This window comes from Peribacillus simplex NBRC 15720 = DSM 1321, from assembly GCF_002243645.1.
GTDB lineage: Bacteria > Bacillota > Bacilli > Bacillales > DSM-1321 > Peribacillus > Peribacillus simplex.
Genome location: NZ_CP017704.1, coordinates 5,361,252 through 5,379,592, shown reverse-complemented (window position 1 = coordinate 5,379,592; position 18,341 = coordinate 5,361,252). Strand labels below are relative to the sequence as shown.

The 18,341-nt window shown below is 37.7% G+C and carries 15 protein-coding genes and 3 pseudogenes; 1 reads left to right on the top strand and 17 read right to left on the bottom strand.

The annotated features are described in order from the left end of the window. Nucleotides 1–18: 18 nt before the first annotated feature. From BS1321_RS25970 to BS1321_RS25905, 13 genes and pseudogenes are all read right to left on the bottom strand, one after another. On the bottom strand, nucleotides 19–1,209 hold the full coding sequence (locus tag BS1321_RS25970; protein ID WP_063233729.1) for a Ger(x)C family spore germination protein: 1,191 nt from the start codon (nucleotides 1,207–1,209) through the stop codon (nucleotides 19–21). 28 nt (nucleotides 1,210–1,237) lie between these two features. Beyond that, nucleotides 1,238–2,737, bottom strand: coding sequence for a spore germination protein (locus tag BS1321_RS25965; RefSeq protein ID WP_232522738.1), 1,500 nt, complete (start codon nucleotides 2,735–2,737; stop codon nucleotides 1,238–1,240). Nucleotides 2,738–2,993: 256 nt separating this feature from the next. After that, nucleotides 2,994–3,245: a hypothetical protein gene (locus BS1321_RS28345; protein ID WP_063233728.1), complete on the bottom strand. Its 252-nt coding sequence runs from the start codon at nucleotides 3,243–3,245 to the stop codon at nucleotides 2,994–2,996. A gap of 62 nt (nucleotides 3,246–3,307) precedes the next feature. Continuing rightward, a pseudogene (locus BS1321_RS25955) lies at nucleotides 3,308–3,592 on the bottom strand (3,4-dihydroxy-2-butanone-4-phosphate synthase); the annotation flags it as partial. 544 nt (nucleotides 3,593–4,136) lie between these two features. Continuing rightward, nucleotides 4,137–4,535: pseudogene (locus tag BS1321_RS28830) on the bottom strand (molybdopterin dinucleotide binding domain-containing protein); the annotation flags it as partial. Between the two features lie 55 nt (nucleotides 4,536–4,590). After that, a complete protein-coding gene (locus BS1321_RS28825; protein WP_419555893.1) occupies nucleotides 4,591–4,701 on the bottom strand; it encodes a hypothetical protein in 111 nt (36 codons plus the stop codon). A gap of 52 nt (nucleotides 4,702–4,753) precedes the next feature. Continuing rightward, the gene (locus tag BS1321_RS28820; RefSeq protein ID WP_375781847.1) at nucleotides 4,754–4,945 is read right to left on the bottom strand and encodes a 2Fe-2S iron-sulfur cluster-binding protein; all 192 of its coding nucleotides are present in this window, start codon (nucleotides 4,943–4,945) and stop codon (nucleotides 4,754–4,756) included. Between the two features lie 180 nt (nucleotides 4,946–5,125). Then, a pseudogene (gene pulA / locus BS1321_RS25935) lies at nucleotides 5,126–7,048 on the bottom strand (type I pullulanase); the annotation flags it as partial. A gap of 414 nt (nucleotides 7,049–7,462) precedes the next feature. Beyond that, nucleotides 7,463–9,589 carry an ATP-dependent Clp protease ATP-binding subunit gene (locus tag BS1321_RS25930; RefSeq protein WP_063233722.1) on the bottom strand — a complete coding sequence of 709 codons (2,127 nt, stop codon included), beginning with the start codon at nucleotides 9,587–9,589 and terminating at the stop codon, nucleotides 7,463–7,465. A gap of 432 nt (nucleotides 9,590–10,021) precedes the next feature. Next, nucleotides 10,022–10,465 (bottom strand): C40 family peptidase, encoded by a 444-nt coding sequence (locus BS1321_RS25925; RefSeq protein ID WP_232522737.1) that lies wholly within the window; start codon nucleotides 10,463–10,465, stop codon nucleotides 10,022–10,024. Nucleotides 10,466–10,710: 245 nt separating this feature from the next. Beyond that, the gene (locus BS1321_RS25920; protein ID WP_063233721.1) at nucleotides 10,711–11,337 is read right to left on the bottom strand and encodes a metal-dependent hydrolase; all 627 of its coding nucleotides are present in this window, start codon (nucleotides 11,335–11,337) and stop codon (nucleotides 10,711–10,713) included. 496 nt (nucleotides 11,338–11,833) lie between these two features. Further along, on the bottom strand, nucleotides 11,834–12,739 hold the full coding sequence (locus BS1321_RS25910) for a hypothetical protein (RefSeq protein WP_063233719.1): 906 nt from the start codon (nucleotides 12,737–12,739) through the stop codon (nucleotides 11,834–11,836). A 243-nt stretch (nucleotides 12,740–12,982) separates the two neighbouring features. Further along, nucleotides 12,983–13,873: a selenium metabolism-associated LysR family transcriptional regulator gene (locus BS1321_RS25905; RefSeq protein WP_063233718.1), complete on the bottom strand. Its 891-nt coding sequence runs from the start codon at nucleotides 13,871–13,873 to the stop codon at nucleotides 12,983–12,985. Between the two features lie 133 nt (nucleotides 13,874–14,006). Here BS1321_RS25905 and BS1321_RS25900 point away from each other — a divergent pair, with 133 nt between their 5' ends. After that, nucleotides 14,007–15,032: a YeiH family protein gene (locus BS1321_RS25900; RefSeq protein WP_063233899.1), complete on the top strand. Its 1,026-nt coding sequence runs from the start codon at nucleotides 14,007–14,009 to the stop codon at nucleotides 15,030–15,032. A gap of 24 nt (nucleotides 15,033–15,056) precedes the next feature. On the opposite strand, the gene speD is transcribed toward BS1321_RS25900, so the two are convergent. From speD to BS1321_RS25880, 4 genes are all read right to left on the bottom strand, one after another. Beyond that, a complete protein-coding gene (speD, locus tag BS1321_RS25895) occupies nucleotides 15,057–15,893 on the bottom strand; it encodes an adenosylmethionine decarboxylase (RefSeq protein WP_063233717.1) in 837 nt (278 codons plus the stop codon). Between the two features lie 175 nt (nucleotides 15,894–16,068). Then, complete coding sequence (locus tag BS1321_RS25890) at nucleotides 16,069–16,731, bottom strand: ABC transporter permease (protein WP_063233716.1); 663 nt, start codon at nucleotides 16,729–16,731, stop codon at nucleotides 16,069–16,071. Nucleotides 16,732–16,748: 17 nt separating this feature from the next. Then, nucleotides 16,749–17,666, bottom strand: coding sequence for an osmoprotectant ABC transporter substrate-binding protein (locus BS1321_RS25885; protein ID WP_063233715.1), 918 nt, complete (start codon nucleotides 17,664–17,666; stop codon nucleotides 16,749–16,751). An 11-nt stretch (nucleotides 17,667–17,677) separates the two neighbouring features. Next, a complete protein-coding gene (locus BS1321_RS25880) occupies nucleotides 17,678–18,331 on the bottom strand; it encodes an ABC transporter permease (protein WP_063233714.1) in 654 nt (217 codons plus the stop codon). Nucleotides 18,332–18,341 lie beyond the last annotated feature (10 nt).

Here is an 18,341-nt window from a genome sequence, read left to right as displayed (position 1 = left end):
CCTCACTTCCTCATTTTTTTATTTCGACTTATAAGGTTCCATTCGCATTCCGGAATTAATAATGTCAACGTTTACCTTCATAGATATTTCCGCATCTGAAAATAGGTTATCCCAATTTTTTTTATGCAGAAGCCAATAATCCGGGTTTGTTCGAGACAAGGCATCACCAAAACCAAAAACGTCCGACTTTTCTTTTTGAGTGATGCTAATCGTCCTTTTTATTTGCTTTTTTAGTTCATTTTCCAATTTTCTTTCAAACTCACTTAACAACTTCGGATCGCTCATATCCAGGTCACATGATGTTTGCATCATTTCTCCCATTACATTCAAATTTGTATGTATGACTGGTTTTTCATGGTGGATTTTGGTTTTCATTTTGCTTTTTACTCTGATTGCCGTGATCGTGACAATTCCCTTCTCACTGCAAGGTATCACAACATCTGTCCTTTTTATATCCGATGTGACAAACTGAACACCTCTGGCCGTTTCTCCATCAAGCCATCTCACCATTTTTCCTTTTCTAAATAGGGCTAATCCTTTTGCCTCTATATAAGCTGGGGCAGTCGTCTCAAAATTACTTATTTGCTTTGCCTCTTTTGAATCATTCCTTATACTGATTCCAGGAAGTGATACATCCTTCCCTTCACTCATAAGTGCTGAAATGGTTTCATATAATAACACTTCATTAGTGGATCCATAGTCGCTTTGCTCACTTTTAGTTGTGCTAATGATATTTTTACCTGGAGTCATTTCAAGTGGTTCAATTACACCAAGCAAATACTCAGCAGACTTTCCGCGAGCAATAAAGATCGGGACACTTACCCTTTGATTTTTGCCTCTATCGACAGCATCAAATAATAAATCAAGACCATTTCGTGCTAACTCTTCCCCGATAATAATGAGCGAAAGGTGTGAAAAATTGTTTTCTCTAGGAATAATGGCTGATGCCTTTGAATAAGCCTCAACTAGTGTTTTTGCCGTTACCGTATAGTTTATGACTGCAAGTCCTTTACCTCCGGAAGTACTGGTTTGGGAAAGCCCGCTTGGATTAATGACTTGATAGGTTACTTTGTATGGGTTGTCTGGATCGTCGTTATGGTCGATTCCCATTCCTATTATGACCCCAAGCTCGTTTAATTCCCGATAATTTGAACACCCTGAAATCAATAAGCAAATGGCTATCCATAAAAATGAAATATTACTTTTCATATTTCGTTCCCCCGTATTTAGCCGAGTTTTATTTTCTTGATGTTTTTTTCAATAGTGATGGTAGTGGGAATCGAAAAAAACCATCTTTTTGCTCCTTGAAACGAAATGGAGCGAATGGTGCAAAATATGGTACACCAAAAGACCTCAGGCTGCTCATATGAAGCCAGATACATAAAGTGAAAAGCAATATGCCATATAAGCCTATGAATGCTGAAATAAAAATCAACATAAATCGAATTCCGCGAGTCACATTAACTAGACTGGTATTCGGCAGTGTAAAACTGCTGATTGCAGAAATGGCTACTATGATAACGACTGACGCTCCCACAAATCCGGCTTCAACAGCTGCCTGCCCTAAAATAAGTGCTCCTACAATTGATACGGCTGGACCGATCGCTCTTGGCATCCGAATTCCTGCCTCCCGTAAAACCTCGAAGGCCATTTCCATTACGAGTATTTCGACAATTGCTGGAAAAGGAACATTTTCCCTTTGAGCCATTAAACTGACGATTAAAGTTGTAGGGATAAGCCCCTGGTGATGAGTAATTAGGGCCAAATAGATAGCGGATGCATACATCGAAAGAAAAAAGGCACCGAATCTTAACAACCTTATAAAGGAACTAGTATATTGATTTTGATAATAGTCTTCCGGAGATTGAAAAAATTGAGAGAAAACTGCTGGGACGATTAAAACAAAAGGTGTTCCTTGTATAATGATGGCGATTCGCCCTTCCAATAAATTACCGACTACCGCATCTGGTCGTTCAGTATTCAAAAGAAGGGGGAAAATGGTCGCTGAATCATCTCGGATTAATTCTTCAATGTAATTCGATTCAAGAACCCCATCAATATCAATGCCCCTTACTCGTTCTTTGACTTCCTTCACAATACTCTCATCCGCGATTCCCTGAATGTACATGATTCCAATATCCGTTTGAGTGACGCTTCCGACTTTCAAACTCTCTAAGCGCACATCAGGGTTTTGAATCCTAGCACGTATTAGTGATGTATTGGTTCTTAAATTCTCAGTAAAACTATCTTTTGGTCCTCTAATGACCGTTTGGCTTGTTGGCTCAGTTATTGCACGGGATGGCTGACATTTCGTACTGGCGATGAATGCTTTTGTACTGCCATTCAACAATACAACCGTATCTCCTGTCAAAACCGCTGATATGAATTCCTGCCAACTTTCTTTAACGGTTAATTGAGATACCGTTAAAATATGGCTAGCTTGTTCTTCTATCTCTGTCAATATTTGATTATTTTCTTTAAACCACTGGATTAATGGGTCCACTATGTTTTCATTAATGATGTTAGCATCAGCCAATCCGTCAAGGTGGATTACAGCTGCTTGTACCGATTTTTGGTGTAGAGATTCAATCATACGAACAGACAAATCTGAACTGTGCCCGAGCTCATTCATTAATCTCACAAGATTTTCGTTCACCACGGCAGATAAGGTATTTACTTGTATATGATTTGTTGTAGATTTTTCTTTAGACCTTTTAAGAGAACGTCCTATTCGCACTTACCCGCCCCCTTTTGTTTGTGTATGATGCTTTCTCTAATTATTGATTTTATTATTTGTATCTAATTTAAATATATGTAATAAAAGGCTAGTGAGAAAAATATTGATAGTAATTTTATTACCTCACCTTCAATCGAAAAAAGCCGATGATCCCCTATTAGGGGGAATCATCGGCTTTAATATATATCATTCATAATTTAACTTCTTGTTTACACGGTTTGCGCTCAATATTCCGAATATGAACGTGCAAGTTACTTTATTTTTTACTTTTCGATAAAGTTAGCGGAATGGTTACAAGCGAAACTCCTGCTGCAATCCAAAACCAGCTTATGTTTCGTTTTTTTTCAATTCCGCTTTTACTGGGGATGCTTGATCCGTATGATTTTCTGGAGGTCGGCCGTTCTATGTCAGCTGTTTCATTCGCTTTATGCAAATACTGATTCTCTGGTAATTGGGTGGTTCTTTCTAAATCGCTTGTATCTTCTCCTATTCCTTTAAGGAAGGTCATCAGGAATGCCATTTTGTAATAGACTAGTAAAATTATATATAGAAATACAAAATATTCTTCTACTCCTGAATATACAACTCTCCTTGTCTCTGACGAAATGCAACTAAATCTTTAATAGTAATTAACTTTAAATTCAATTGTTTAGCAATTGTTATTAGGTCTGGTACAAGTGCCATTGTACCGTCTTCTTTCATGATTTCACAAATTACAGCCACAGGCTTTCCACCTGCCAATTTGGCTAAATCAACAGCTGCTTCTGTATGACCAACACGGCTAAGCACTCCGCCTTCTTTCGAAATTAATGGAAAAACATGCCCTGGACGACGAAAATCGCTCACTTGTAGATTTTAATTTTTTTATAAACCAGTTTACTTCAGGAATACGGAATCATACTGATTTAATCTTGTAAGTGGGCATTTTTCTAGGTTCTATCCCAAAAAGAGTCAGATAGAAAAATCACTATAGAAAATCAGTATCAGTCTCTTTCCTTTTATTTCGATCCAAAATACAATTAACTTTCAGAGTGACGCATCCCAAATATATTATTGCAGTATATCCATAATTATATGAAAAGAAGTTATTCTTTCTTATGTATAAAATATGTATGCATTTTAATTGGCATCTTTCTTAGAAGAAGTAACCAATTAAATTTTTTTCGTAAAGGTACACTATTAAGAAAAAAGGGTTTTTCGTATTTTATTTCCTATATAAATTGAATCAGTATCACCCATATAGAATAAAATCAAAAATATCTAAAACTTCTTTTCCTTTTTTTCTTTTAGAACATATCAGCAACCGAAAAAGAACAAAAAAAAGCTTCATTGCTCGACTTTTCGGAAAGTGAACTCGCCTTTTTTTATGTCGAAATTGGCTTAACGTATGTTTTCGCTTTTTGTTGGTTGGCCCCCTAAAAGCAGGAGTATCCGTATCTTTATCCGCATAGCTGCTGGTCAATTGGTTAATTGTCCCGTCTCCTGTATCGTTCATCGGCAAACAAACTTCTTTACCTTTTAATCAGGCATTGCACTTTTGCATTTCCATATGGTGATGAATGCCGAACGAGCGTACCATCTTCCAGTCCTCTTTCTTTATCCAATTCTCGTGGTACCTCAAGGAATATCTTTGGAGTTTCGGAAGTGATGCCTTCAGATTTATACGTCATGTTCCGTTCATGGAAATGTTCTAATAAACGTCTATTATTCACATGGATATCAAACTCTTCCCCGAAATCAATTGGTTTGGTCCACTCGATGGGGAATAATCTTGCTTTCCATCCGGGAAGGAAAATCTCCCTACATCTTGACAAGCTTCTACACAGCGCCCGCATAGAATGCATTGGTCTGGATCATACTGGTTTTTGATCGAACGGTACACTTTGATAGTTCACTTTCATTTCTTTAACGGTATTATGTATTTCACAACTGCCGTTATTGTAATCGCAAACCGTACAATACAATTCATGGTTGTACAATATCTAGTCCATGGCCATAACCTGTGCTTCTTTCACATCAGGTACAACTGTATCTATTAAGTTCTCCATTTACACTCACCAGACATGTATCACATGTTTCAATAGGACCTAGGCCAGGATGGTAACAAACATTCGGAACTTCAATCGAACATCCGTTAGCATTTAGCATTTGTAATACTGTTTGTTTACCGTCCAGTGTGGCGTCAGCACCATCAATTTTTATATGCACTTTCTGTTGCAAAATAATCGCTTCCCTTTAAAAAACGGTGAATTGCAAGTTCGTTTAATATTTCTACCCCGACATCATTTTGCTTAACGTGTGAAAGTAAATAATGGAAAATGGAAGTTCAAATCAGGTAATGAACAAAATAGAAGTGAGTGAAAGTATTCACTCACTTCTATTTTTAGATCATCCATTAAAAATTTGTTTTAAAACGAATGAACTTAAAGCGGGAACTGTTATATGCCCCCCTTTTATCCTTTCTATTTCTTCCAGACCCGCCTGCTGACCATTCACTAATACAGACCAATTCCCTTCATGTGGGAGAGTTATGCTTATCGCGTCCCGATTTGCATTATGAATCACTGCGATTTTTGAATCATCTGCTAGTAGAGTGAATGCAACGACATTCGATGGAGAATCGATGAATTGTAAATGCCTTTCGATTTCTTCGGGTGTACTTAATCTAAAAACCGAATGATTTTTTCTTAGCGAAATGAGCCCTTTCATATATTCGACTTCGTGATCAAACTCCGCTCTTCTTTTCCAATCCAAACGGTTAACCCAGTCAGATGATTGATAGCTGTTTTCATCCCCATCCTTCGTGCGCATAAATTCTTGTCCAGCATGAATCATCGGTATTCCCTGTGACAGTAAGACAATGGCGGAAGCTAATTTATGCATCTGTTTACGGTCATGTTCTGTAGCTTCCGGATTCGTGATGTTAAGTTTATCCCATAAGGTGAAATTATCATGCGCTTCAACATAATTGATGACTTGATCTGGTTTTTGATAGGATGCAATATGATCATCGTATTTCAATCCGGCAGCGATACTTTTTCTTATAATATCCTCCATACCTGGCTTACCATTAATAAATCCTTTATCATGCGCGTTCATCACGAATCCTTTTAACCCATCCCGGATAGTATCATTAAAATGTGCGATGCCAGGCATTTTACGTGCGTTTTTTTGATTCGCTTTTTGATCTTGGGCCAATGGGGTATTCATATCCCAGCCTTCGCCTAAAACAATGATGGTGGGATCAATTTCCACAAGTGCTTTTTTCACTTCATTCATCGTTTCCACATCATGAATCCCCATTAAATCAAAACGGAAGCCATCGAGGTTGAATTCTTTCGCCCAATAGGTGACGGATTCAACGATAAATTTACGCATCATTTTATGTTCAGAGGCCGTGTCATTTCCAACACCAGTGCCATTCGATAATGTACCGTCGGCGTTATAGCGAAAAAAGTAGGTGGGTACCAGTTTATTGAAGTTTGAATCAGCCACCGAATAAACGTGATTGTATACCACATCCATGATCACACGCAGTCCCTGATCATGTAAGCCTTGGATCATTTCCTTCAACTCCCGGATCCTTACTTTTGGTTGATAGGGATCAGTTGAGTATGAACCCTCTGGAGCGTTATAATTCTGAGGATCATATCCCCAATTATATTGCGGTTCATTTAATTTTTTTTCATTGACGGTAGCAAAATCGAATATGGGGATGAATTGTACATGGGTTACACCTAAATCTTTAATATGATCCAGACCCGTTTTCACCCCATTCGGGCCTTTAGTGCCACTTTCAATTACTCCTAAGAATTTTCCTTTATGTTGAATTCCACTTTCAGGATGAATCGACAAATCTCTGGTATGCAATTCGTAGATGATGATGTCCTCTGCTTTTCCGAGCGGTGGTTTATTCCGGGTCCACTTTTGTGGATTCGTGTCCGCTAAATTTATTACGACTCCCTTATCTCCATTGACAGTGACTGCACGAACATAAGGATCTACAGCTTCACTCCAGATTTCTCCGACTTTCACCTTGTATGTATAAATCAATCCATCCTGATCACCGGTTAATTCAACTGTCCAGGTTCCCTTTTCCGAACGATCCATTTCAATTTCCATTCCATTGGAATCATCCCAATGTTCATAAGTGACAAGCTTAACTTCAGATGCAACGGGGGACCATAACCTGAATGCCGTTTTATCTTTATGATAGGAATTTCCTAAGTCTTTTCCTTCAAAGAAATATAGCTGATCCAATTCTGCCGGGTTTAGTGAATGAATATTGGCAGTGGACAGGGATTCCAACTGATTTTCCGTTTCTTTATCAGTAGGTTTTCGATTATTGGTATTTTCCTCTTCAAAATAAGAAAGTGAATCATTAATAGGTCATTCCTCCATTGAAATTCCCATTCCAAAACAGGAATTTATTTAATATATTTTTTCATATGCCTTGTAAAGAATAGGCTTTATCATACACTATTTAATCCCCTATACCTATGATTCCACCGGAATGACGCTTAAAAACATTCGCACAAAAAATCTATGGAGAAAATTCTGAAATCCGTTTCCGGATTATTAGAATTGTAATGAATCAATTTGTTTCCCTTAAATTTCTAACCTATTATAGGCTCTGAAGAATAAAGATAATCAGGAAAACCTTAAAAAAGATAAAAAAATGCCTCCATAACAGTTTTACGGTCTTGGAGGCATTTCTAGTACTCTTTATGGTGTTTTAATAATTTTCATATGGTTATCTTCAACAATTGCAGTAAAGTTCTTCACTTCAGGCTGCTCAAAGATAAAGTCGGTGATGCCGTCTTCGAGTTGTTCCTGAATGACTCGACGAAGCGGTCTAGCCCCGAATGTTGGATGGTATCCTAATTCAATCAGTTTTTGTTTTGCTTCATCTGTCACGACTAATGTTAATTCTTGTGCAGAAAGTGTTTCGTCAAGTTCAGAAATCATGATATCAACGATTTGCAGAAGATCTTCCTTCTTCAATGCTGAGAATTCAATGATGCTATCAAATCTGTTCAGGAATTCCGGCTTGAAGAAACTGCCCAACGACTGCAGAATGGACGCCTCTTCCACGGCTGTACTTGTACCGAATCCCATTACTTTCTGTTTTTCTCCGACACCAGCATTACTTGTCATGATAATCACAGTGTCTTTAAAAGTAACAGTTCGGCCTTGACTATCCGTCAACCGCCCATCTTCTAGAATTTGCAGGAACATATGCATAACATCTGGATGTGCCTTTTCAATCTCATCCAATAAAATAATACTGTAAGGTTTACGACGAACTTTTTCAGTTAGCTGTCCTGCTTCCTCGTGTCCAACGTATCCAGGAGGTGAACCAATTAACTTGGAAACACTATGTTTCTCCATGAACTCACTCATGTCTAGACGAATCATCGCTTCTTTATCTCCAAACAATTCCTCTGCAAGAGTTTTTGCCAATTCTGTTTTACCTACTCCAGTTGGACCAACGAAAAGGAAAGAACCGGTAGGACGGTTTTTGGATTTTAAACCTGCACGACTTCTGCGGACGGCTTTTGCAACCTTTTTAACGGCCTCTTCCTGACCAATGACTTTTTTCATAAGTTCCGCTTGAAGATGAATCATTCTTTCTTGCTCATCCTCCTGTAACTTACCTACAGGTATACCGGTTTTTTGTTCAATGATGACTTGAATATCCTCGACGGTAACGATTGGTTTGACTGAATTTTCTCCAGATTGCAAGGACTTTTCCAATTTTTCTTCTTCATCACGCAGAACCGCCGCTTTTTCATATGCTTCTTCTTTTAGTGCCAGTTCTTTTTCTTTATAGATTTGGGCAAGACGCTCTTTCATATCTTCTTCCTGACCGTCTTCTATGGTCAAGTTCAATTTAGAACCCGCCTCATCCATCAGGTCAATCGCCTTGTCAGGGAGAAAACGATCTTGAATGTAGCGGTTTGAAAGTTCTACTGCAGCTTTTAGTGCTTCCTCACTATATGTTACACCATGATAAGATTCATAACTATCTTTTAAACCACGTAAGATGACCAATGCCTCAGCCGTTGTCGGCTCATTAACGTGTACAGGCTGGAAGCGTCTTTCAAGGGCACCATCTTTTTCAATTTTCCTATATTCGGATAAAGTGGTTGCTCCGACAAGCTGAAGTTCGCCGCGTGCAAGCGCTGGTTTTAAGATATTTCCAGCATCCATTGATCCTTCTGCTGAACCAGCCCCGACAATTTGGTGAATTTCATCGATGAATAAAATGACATTTTTTCTTTCCTGTAATTCACCGATCAACTGCTTCATCCGTTCTTCGAATTGACCCCGAATTCCAGTGTTCGTAACAAGTGACGCGATATCAAGCATATACACTAATTTATTTCGTAACTTAACAGGTACTGAACCTTCAACGATGGCCAGAGCCAACCCTTCAGCAATGGCTGTTTTACCTACCCCAGGTTCACCAATTAAAACAGGATTATTTTTATTACGTCTATTTAGAACTTCTATGACTCGTTTTATTTCTTCATTCCTGCCGATTACTGGATCAATAAGTCCTGCTTTCGCGGCATCGGTCAGATTGTGTCCATACTCCTCAAGCAATCCTTCGTCTTCGTCTTGAACAGAATCCGGTTGAGGCACTTCATTATAATTAAATGGATTGAATGAATTTGGGGATCCATTATATTGGAATTTCCCAGTATTCATCCCCCCCATTGCTGCTCCAAGTTTGTTTCGCTCTTCTTTATAACAAGTGGAGCACAGTTTCACATCATGCTCCTGACCATTCATATTTAGGTGAACATTAATATTAGCGTGGTTTACATGGCATTTTTCACAAAGCATGTAGTACTCCTCCTTTAAAATTATTACATTCACAATAAAACTTTGACCTTCTTTGACTTTCTGACTTTATTATACATTGACCTTCTTTGACTTTCAATGATTTTGAACTGGAATTTTTTCCATAAAGAAATTATGAATTTTCTAATACCAATAAGGATAGGTAAATTCATAGAAACATCCGGATTGGTTTGCTAAGCATATTAAACTATCCATTTCCAGTCAAATAAAAAGATTCTATGTATGTCCTCTTTTATTGATTACCCCTTTGAGGACGAATCATAACATACACTCCTCTACTTAATTGCATCAAGGTGTCTTAGAGCCAACAAATATGGTTAATGTTGACCGTGTCTCATCGACCCTTATTTTTTTAAAAAAAAAAGAGACTTCATGAAGTCTCATACTCGTTACTATAAAAATGCTTTCCTTCTATTAAATGCGTTTTGCTCCAATAAACTTTGGCTTCCAATAACTATTATTGGTTTTAGCGTATGACACTCCCTTTGATGAGGAAGAGTGAATGAATTGATTGTCACCTATGTATATTGCCACATGTGTGGGTTTTTTAGCTTTATTTGGTGCAAAAAACATTAAGTCACCTTTTTGTAAGGTCTTAACCTTTGTTCCTTTTTTGTATATATCAGCAGCTGTCCTTGGTAGATTCTTGCCAGCTTTTTGATATGAATATTTCACTAAGCCTGAGCAATCAAAACCTGATGAAGAAATGCCACCCATTTTATATTTTGTACCTAATTCACTTTTGGCTACTTTAATCGCTTTTGTATGATATGAAGCTGCTTCCGCTTGGTCCCCTGCAAAAGATACCAAAGCAAGCATGATAGCCAATGACAATCCGACGACAATTTTCTTAAACAAATTTTTTACCCCCTGATGTGATTTGCTAAACCTAATATACTAGAAAAGGTATATCACTCGCATCACAGGATCTTTACAAATATGTTACATTTAGTAGATTTAGGAAGAATGACCATATAAAAACTAAAAAAAAGTCGAATTTTGGCATGAATAATCAACTTTAATTCAATTTACTTTTAAGTATCATTTTCAAAACTAGCAAAGCATCATTACAATAAAAATAACAGTGGTACTGGTACCCACTGTTAAAATTCTTTTGAGAAAAATGGCAAAAATAACTTTACCCCTCGCTTATTAAAAGGTAAAAATTTCATGTCAGCGATTAAATGGCTTATGTATCCTAATAAACAAGTAGTGAAAATCCCGTCAATCCCCATAAAGGCTTCGAATTGAAAGGCAATGATGCCAAAGAAAGCGATACCTGCAATCGAATGGGTATAACTTCTATGTGCTGTAAAGGATGCCAGGATAATATAAACGCCTAACAGCCACAACCAGCTTTCCTGCAAAGATAAACCGCCGCCTAAAACCGCTAATCCAGTCAAGGTCAGCATATGCCTTTGTGTAATGAATGATGAAATAATGATGATACCGATTCCTGCCCCTACACCGATCCACTTTTCCGTACCAGAGCCTTCCAAAAGACTATAAATGATCATTAATATCCCTATAGTTTGTGCTATCGTTCGGATAAACTTATGTGAAAAAGTAATCCTATTACTTAACTTCCCATCAATATCCATATCGGGCATTAGGCCTGAAACTCCCCCAATGCCAACCAAGAATAAAGTGGTGGTTGGATCTGTTTGAAGTGTGTTTGCCGTCAAGAATCCAACTGTTGCCCCTAAAGCCATGTGTGCTGTACCGTTCACTGTCTCTCTCCTGTCCCTCTAAGAAGTAGTCACTGTTCGCAAGAAACGAATGTTTGTTCGAATCCCTACATTAACTATACAATAATTTTGGGGAAATTTCTTTATTTCTTATAAAAAAGCCTAGTAATCAATAATTAGAGTTTATAAATCCCCCGTTCTAAATTAAAATCAATTCTTCTAGAGTGTCTATAATTGCTTTGTTTAGGTAATTTTCATCCCTAAAAACCCGCAAAATATTTTCTATAAATTGAGGTTTTTCATGAAATTTTAGCCAAAATATGAATATACTAATCTATAAGGGGAGTGATTCAGATAGCCTTTTTAAATGCCTTCAATAATTTTAAAAATGGGAAAAAGTCTAAGAAAATAAAGAACATGGATTTTCGGGAACAAAACGTAAAGAAATCGTCTGAGCTCATTGGTAATAATGTAATTGTCCAAAATATAATTAACAATCATCTTTCCAAAAAAAATAACCACTTGTAGGGTGGTTTTTTTATTTACTTTGGGAAATCGCTTCATTCTTCTCCATCTTCTCGCTTACTTCATAAATATAGTTATACTGTAGATAGTAATCGTATATGACATTTTGCAGGATCTTGATTAGTGATTTATCGAACGTATCAAATTCAGTTTGATAGCTATTCAGGACGGTGACAAATTTCCCATCCATGTTTTCAAAATAATGCAGGAGGAAGTTCTTGTAATATTCACTATCACTGTTGCTTTTATTGGTGATGCAAGGATCGCCAGTTTGAATGGACTTATCAAGCATCGCTTTGATGGATTTAGGCAGCTTCGCTTTCTTGAACTGGTTCAGGGTATAGATATCATAGGTAAAGGAAAGTCCTAATTGATTGGAATAAAAGTCCACGGCACAGTCCAATGTATAGATTAAGGGTGTTTTAAAGTCTTTGCTGTTGGCAATTTCCTCTGATATCTCCAATTGATACTCCTCGGATGTCAGATACGCAGCAAATTTCATTTTCGAACTGCTCATGCTGAATACTTCATAAACGGCTGCATCTTGTTTTTCAATTTCAATTTCGATATTAAAAAATTTAAAGTGTTTTAAACGATAAAAAGCAATCGGTGCTAATAGGAAAAGCAGTATCCAAACAAGGTAAAGAAATAACGTGTTAAAGATGATTTGATAAAATTCAGACGTTACGATCGGTTCGATGATTAACGTTATCAATGTATGTTCAAAGCCCTGAGAAATAGGGGTGGCAGGTACAACGGTTTCCTCTGGCTTTTTCAAAGTTTGGATACCTAAATGTGCCATCGCAACTAGCGTATAAAAAAAAATTAAAATTGTCCCAATTACATAAAATTTTGGCATGAATCCTATAATCCTGTCGAAAACAGAAATCCGCTTATCTTTCTGCTCCTCTATAGCCAATGTGGTTGCTCCTTTTAAGATTATTAATATCAGGACAAGTCTACAGGGACTTAGAACTTCCTGGAGACTACCTATTTAATTTATATGTTTACCATTATGTGAAAATACGTAAAATTCATTTAATGATTGACATATTCCAAAATACTTTCGACGTTTTCAGTAAAATTAAAAATATTTCGTCGTTAAAAATGCCCATCCTCCTCATTGAAAATGAAAGGATGAGCAAATGTTTAGGAGTTTTATTTAGGACTGCCCTTTTATCGCAAATTCTTCGACCTTCCTTAAAAACAACTCCATGGCTTTTGATGCTTCGAAGTCTAACTTTTTCACGATTGAAAAAGGTCTTATAATGGGTTCATTTTTCAAATGAAAGGTTTTCAATTCATTGGACTTCAGTTCTTTTTGTACAGTCAATCGTGATAACAGAGCAATGCCAAGCCCAGCCATCACCGCTTCTTTCACTCCTTGGATACTGGTGAAAATAAAGGTTTTCTTTATGTTTAATTCCATACTGCTCAGAAGTTTATCGGAATATGTACGGGTTCCCGATCCTTCCTCCCTAAGTACCCATGTTTGGTTTTGGAGCAAAGTGCCCTCGATGAGATCCATCTGTGAAAGTGGATGAACCGGGGGGACGACGACGATCATCTCGTCATTCATGAATGGTCTGACATCTATATCTTTATAGTCCGTTTCACCTTCAATCAAGCCGATATCAAGCTTATTCGATCGTATCCCTTGAATGACTTCATTAGAATTTGAGATGATGATTTGTATGTCCACCATCGGATATTGAGCCGCAAATTCTGCTAAAACTTTTGGAAGGTAGTATTCCCCTATCGTGAAGCTTGCACCTATTTTCATCGTTCCGCTAACCACGTTATTAAATTCATTTATTTCTCTTATTGCTGTCTCATAATGATTAAGCATTTGCTTTGCATGTCTATACAGAATTTTTCCCGGCTCTGTTATTTGTACTTGTTTTGGAGAACGATAAATTAATTTCGTTCCTAACTCATTTTCCAGATTCCTTATGTGAAGACTGACTCCTGGCTGCGACAAGTTCAGGATATCCCCTGCTCTAGAAAAGTTTTTCTGTTCGATTACGGTGACGAATACTTTTAACGGATCCATGGTTACCTCCCTATTTACCTATGCGTTTCATTTTATCATAAGTAGAAGTAATCATTGAAATAGCAAAAATATATTTCACTTATTTTTAATTAAGCTTTAAAGTTAAGGCATCAACATAGATGGAGTGATCACACTGGAACAAACAAACGTTGAAACAAAAAAACTTGGATTTACTAAAGGAATTGCATTGACTTTGCTAATTGCCATTGCAGCAAAATACTTAGCAGAGCTTCCATTCCTTCATATAATGGGACAGTTAGTCATCGCTATACTGATTGGTGTTGTTTGGAAATCGATAATTGGCGTCCCTGCTTACGCCGTTGCAGGTACAAATTATTCAAGTAAAATCCTTTTGAGAATGGGCATTATCTTATTGGGAATGCGCTTGAACCTAAAGGATATTATTAATGCCGGTCCGAAAACATTTGCAGTTGGTGCCATTAGTCTTGTATTTGCTATATTAGTAGTTTATGGATTGACCCGGATATTTAAAGTTGAGAAAAAGCTAGGAATATTGACAGCTTGCGGAACGGGAATTTGTGGAGCTGCTGCCATCCTGGCAATTTCCTCGCAAATAAAAGCAAAAGAAAAAGATACAGCTATAGCTGTAGCGACGGTTGCTGTTTTAGGTACAACCTTCACTTTCGGATATACGATCCTATATCCATTATTGGAGTTATCCGATAATGGATATGGTATTTTCTCGGGTGCGACACTCCATGAAATTGCTCACGTCATCGCTGCAGCAGCACCAGGGGGAAATGAGGCAGTCGACTTGGCGGTGGTGGTCAAATTGACTAGGGTGGCCCTGCTCATTCCAGTTGCCATTTTAATTGGATTCATCATGAATTGGAAAGAACGATCAACAAATACCGGAAAGAAATTTTCTTGGAAGTCCAATCAGATACCGTGGTTTATTTTTGGATTTTTATTATTGAGTGCCCTTTACTCTACTGGTGCAGTTCCTGAACCAGTAGCCGATAAACTTGTTATGCTTTCCTATATCCTCATGGCTATGTCCATGGCAGGACTAGGATTGAATATTGACCTTGTAACATTTAGAAAATATGGCGGTAAACCTTTTATAGCTGGACTGATCGGCTCTATCTTATTGACTTGTCTTGGGTATGTATTGGTTCAGGTTTTCCATTTAAATTAACTTTTCAATTAAAACAAGCATCCCTTAATCGGCATGCTTGTTTTTTTCTATTGGATGTGGAACATTGGCACCATAAAAAATTTCATCCATCTCCGTTTGAAGTCTTTCTATAATTTCTTGCCTTTCCTCTTTATTCAGCTTTTCCTCTGAATAACCGAATAAGTAATTGTTAATATCGAATCTTTTCAGCTTACATTTTGTATGGAATATATTTTCTTGGTATACATTCACATCAATCATGTCATATAAACCTTTTACTTCATCAGGAATATAGTTTTGGATTGAATTAATATCGTGATCAATGAACAATTTCCGCCCATCTTTATCTCTTGTAAAGCCTCTTACACGGTAATCAATCGTGATAATGTCGGTATCGAAGGAATGAATGAGATAATTAAGGGCTTTAAGAGGAGATATTTCTCCACAAGTAGAGACATCGATATCGGCCCTGAATGTGCTAATGCCTTCATTTGGATGGTATTCAGGGTATGTATGTACGGTAATATGGCTTTTATCCAGTTGCATGACCACATTATCAGGTAAAGGCCCAGGTGATTCCTCATAAGTTCCCGTAGGTACTTCGACGACAGGTCCTTCTGAAACAAGAATGGTTACACTGGCGCCTTGAGGGACATAATCCTGTTTCGCCGTATTTAAAACATGCGCCCCTATTAAATCAGAAACATTGTGCAAGATATTCGAAAGCCTATCTGCATTATATTGTTCATCGATATAATCCAGGTATGCCTCTCTCTCTTCCCTGGTTTTTGTGTAACAAATATCATACATATTAAAGCTTAAAGATTTCGTAAGATTATTAAAGCCATGAAGTTCAATACGTTGCTCTGGTGTAAGTTTCATGATTGATTCCCCTTATATTTTTTTACGACTATCCTTATAGTTACCCTTTTTCTGAAATAAAAAACTATGTCTGCCAGTCTCAGCTTCTGACTTCTAATCGGTAATCGTTATTTTCTGCACAAGAAAGAGCCATTACATTAACAATGCAATGGCTCTTTTATTATCCTGATTTGTTTTAGGCAGTATGAATTTTTTTCTTTTTTATCGGTGAAAGGATTCGTTCCAGCCATCCGAGTAAAAGATCTGAGAGAATGGCCATCAATGCCGTCGGGATTGCTCCTGCAAGTATGATTGCCGTTCCATTTGAAGCATTCGTTCCCCTGACAATGATATCCCCCAGTCCGCCAGCCCCTACGAATGTACCGACAGCAGTTACTCCAATTGCAACGACAAGCGCTGTACGTAAGCCAGCCATGATAACAGACAGAGATAATGGCAGTTCGACCATTCTTAGTAACTGCAGCTTTGTCATCCCCATTGCCTTGCCAGATTCTAAATAAGCATGATCTATACTTGTAATTCCTACATAAGTGTTCCTCAGGATTGGCAGTAAGGAATATAAAAATAATGATAAGATTACCGTATTTGTTCCTAACCCCATTACTAGCATAAGGAGAGCTAGCATAGCCAATGCTGGTGTGGTTTGTATAACATTCGTTATCGAAAATACCCAATTACTCAATTTCTTATGTTTCGCAATGAAAATGCCTATCGGGATGGCTACAATTGCTGCAAATAAAACCCCGTAAGCGGACATTAAAAAGTGACGATAAAATTCAGTAAGTACATACATCCAATTTTGTGAATAATAAGTTCCCAGTTGTTGCAAGGTTTCCATTAGTTTGCACCTCCCATTTATTCAAAATAATTATGTGCTTTAAGGAATTCCGATGCTACGACCGATGGCTCCTTCAAGTTCCCATCAACTTCATAGTTCAGTTCCTGCATGGTTTCTGTAGTGATTTCGCCAAGTAACTTGTTAAGTTCATCTTCAATTTCAGGATATCGTTCCAATAATTCTTCGGTAACGACCGGTGAACAGTCATATGGTGGGAAATATTGTTTATCATCTTCTAAAAGCTTCAAATCATTAACCTTAATCCGTCCATCTGAGGAATATGCAAGGACAATATCCATCTGTCCATTTTTAACTGCATCGTATACCAAGCCAATCTGCATCGGATAAGTTTCCCCAAACTCCAATCCATATGTATCGACAAACCCTTTATAACCATCCCCTTTTCTTTTCAGCCAAGCACTATCTACACCTAACCTTAAATCATCTGCATCCTTTTCCAGATCAGATATTTTCTGATACCCTTTTTCCTCTGCCAATTTGTTTGAAATCGTAAATGCATAAGTATTATCGAATCCATAAGAATCAAAAAATTTGAACCCATATTGTTCTTTGAATTCCCTTTGAACAATTTCCATCGCCTTTACTGGATCCTTTTCGATTTCCTGTCCCAGGACACTCGTTAAATCAGTCCCTGTATATCGAGTTGCGGCTATATCTATATCACCGGTCTCCATCGCTTTTTGCTGAACGAAATTCGAACCTAGATTTTTGATGATTTTCGTATCAAGTTCCGTATTCCTTTCAAGGAGTTGAGCGATCATGTTCGCCAGGATTTCGGATTCGGTCATGCTTTGGGCACCGATCTTAACAGTAGTTTCAGAAGATGACCCTAAACCAGGCAAGGAACAGCCGGTGATCATTAATGAACAAACTAAAAGGGCCATTAAAATTGTACTTCTTATTTTTTTATACATGATAATCCTCCTCAAGCAACTTCCTTCATACCTTTCAATCCTTTTGGTACGACTTTTCGTTCTATGATCGAGAATACATAATCCACCAGGATAGCCATGATGATTACCGGAACTGCACCTGCGATGATATATTCTGTTTGGTATAAATTCAAACCGATAAAAATGTAATCTCCAAGTCCCCCGCCTCCAATAAAGGAAGCTAAGGTGGCCCATCCAATTAAATAGACGGAAGCCGTACGGATACCAGCCATAATGACGGAAAGTGCAAGCGGGAATTCAACCAGTCGAATTCTCTCCCAGCTTGTCATCCCGATGCCGCGGCCGGATTCCAGCAGATTTTCATTTACGCCTTTGATGCCTGTGTATGTATTCCTGAGTATGGGTAAAACGGAATAGAAAAATAACGCAATAATTGCGGGTGTTTTACCAACGCCAAGGAAAGGAATGAAAAAGGCTAGGACTGCAAGGCTCGGCAAAGTCTGCATAATGTTTGCGATTCCGATTATTAGCGAAGCGCTCCTTTTCATTCGCGTCAACATAATCCCTAGTGGTACAGCGACTATTATTCCAAGGAAAACAGCGATCATGGATATATATAAGTGCTCCCATGCTTTATAAATCAATTCTTGCCAGTTCGTTTGTAAAAAATCGAGCATTGTTTCCATCTCATACACC

Coding starts and splice junctions, on each gene's coding strand:
- BS1321_RS25905 (WP_063233718.1), bottom strand. CDS start 13,873: ATGGATCCGTTAAAAGTATTCGTCACCGTAATCGAACAGAAAAACTTT.
- BS1321_RS25885 (WP_063233715.1), bottom strand. CDS start 17,666: ATGTATAAAAAAATAAGAAGTACAATTTTAATGGCCCTTTTAGTTTGT.
- BS1321_RS25930 (WP_063233722.1), bottom strand. CDS start 9,589: ATGCTTTGTGAAAAATGCCATGTAAACCACGCTAATATTAATGTTCAC.
- BS1321_RS25970 (WP_063233729.1), bottom strand. CDS start 1,209: ATGAAAAGTAATATTTCATTTTTATGGATAGCCATTTGCTTATTGATT.
- BS1321_RS25890 (WP_063233716.1), bottom strand. CDS start 16,731: ATGGAAACCTTGCAACAACTGGGAACTTATTATTCACAAAATTGGATG.
- BS1321_RS28345 (WP_063233728.1), bottom strand. CDS start 3,245: ATGACCTTCCTTAAAGGAATAGGAGAAGATACAAGCGATTTAGAAAGA.
- speD (WP_063233717.1), bottom strand. CDS start 15,893: ATGAAACTTACACCAGAGCAACGTATTGAACTTCATGGCTTTAATAAT.
- BS1321_RS25880 (WP_063233714.1), bottom strand. CDS start 18,331: ATGGAAACAATGCTCGATTTTTTACAAACGAACTGGCAAGAATTGATT.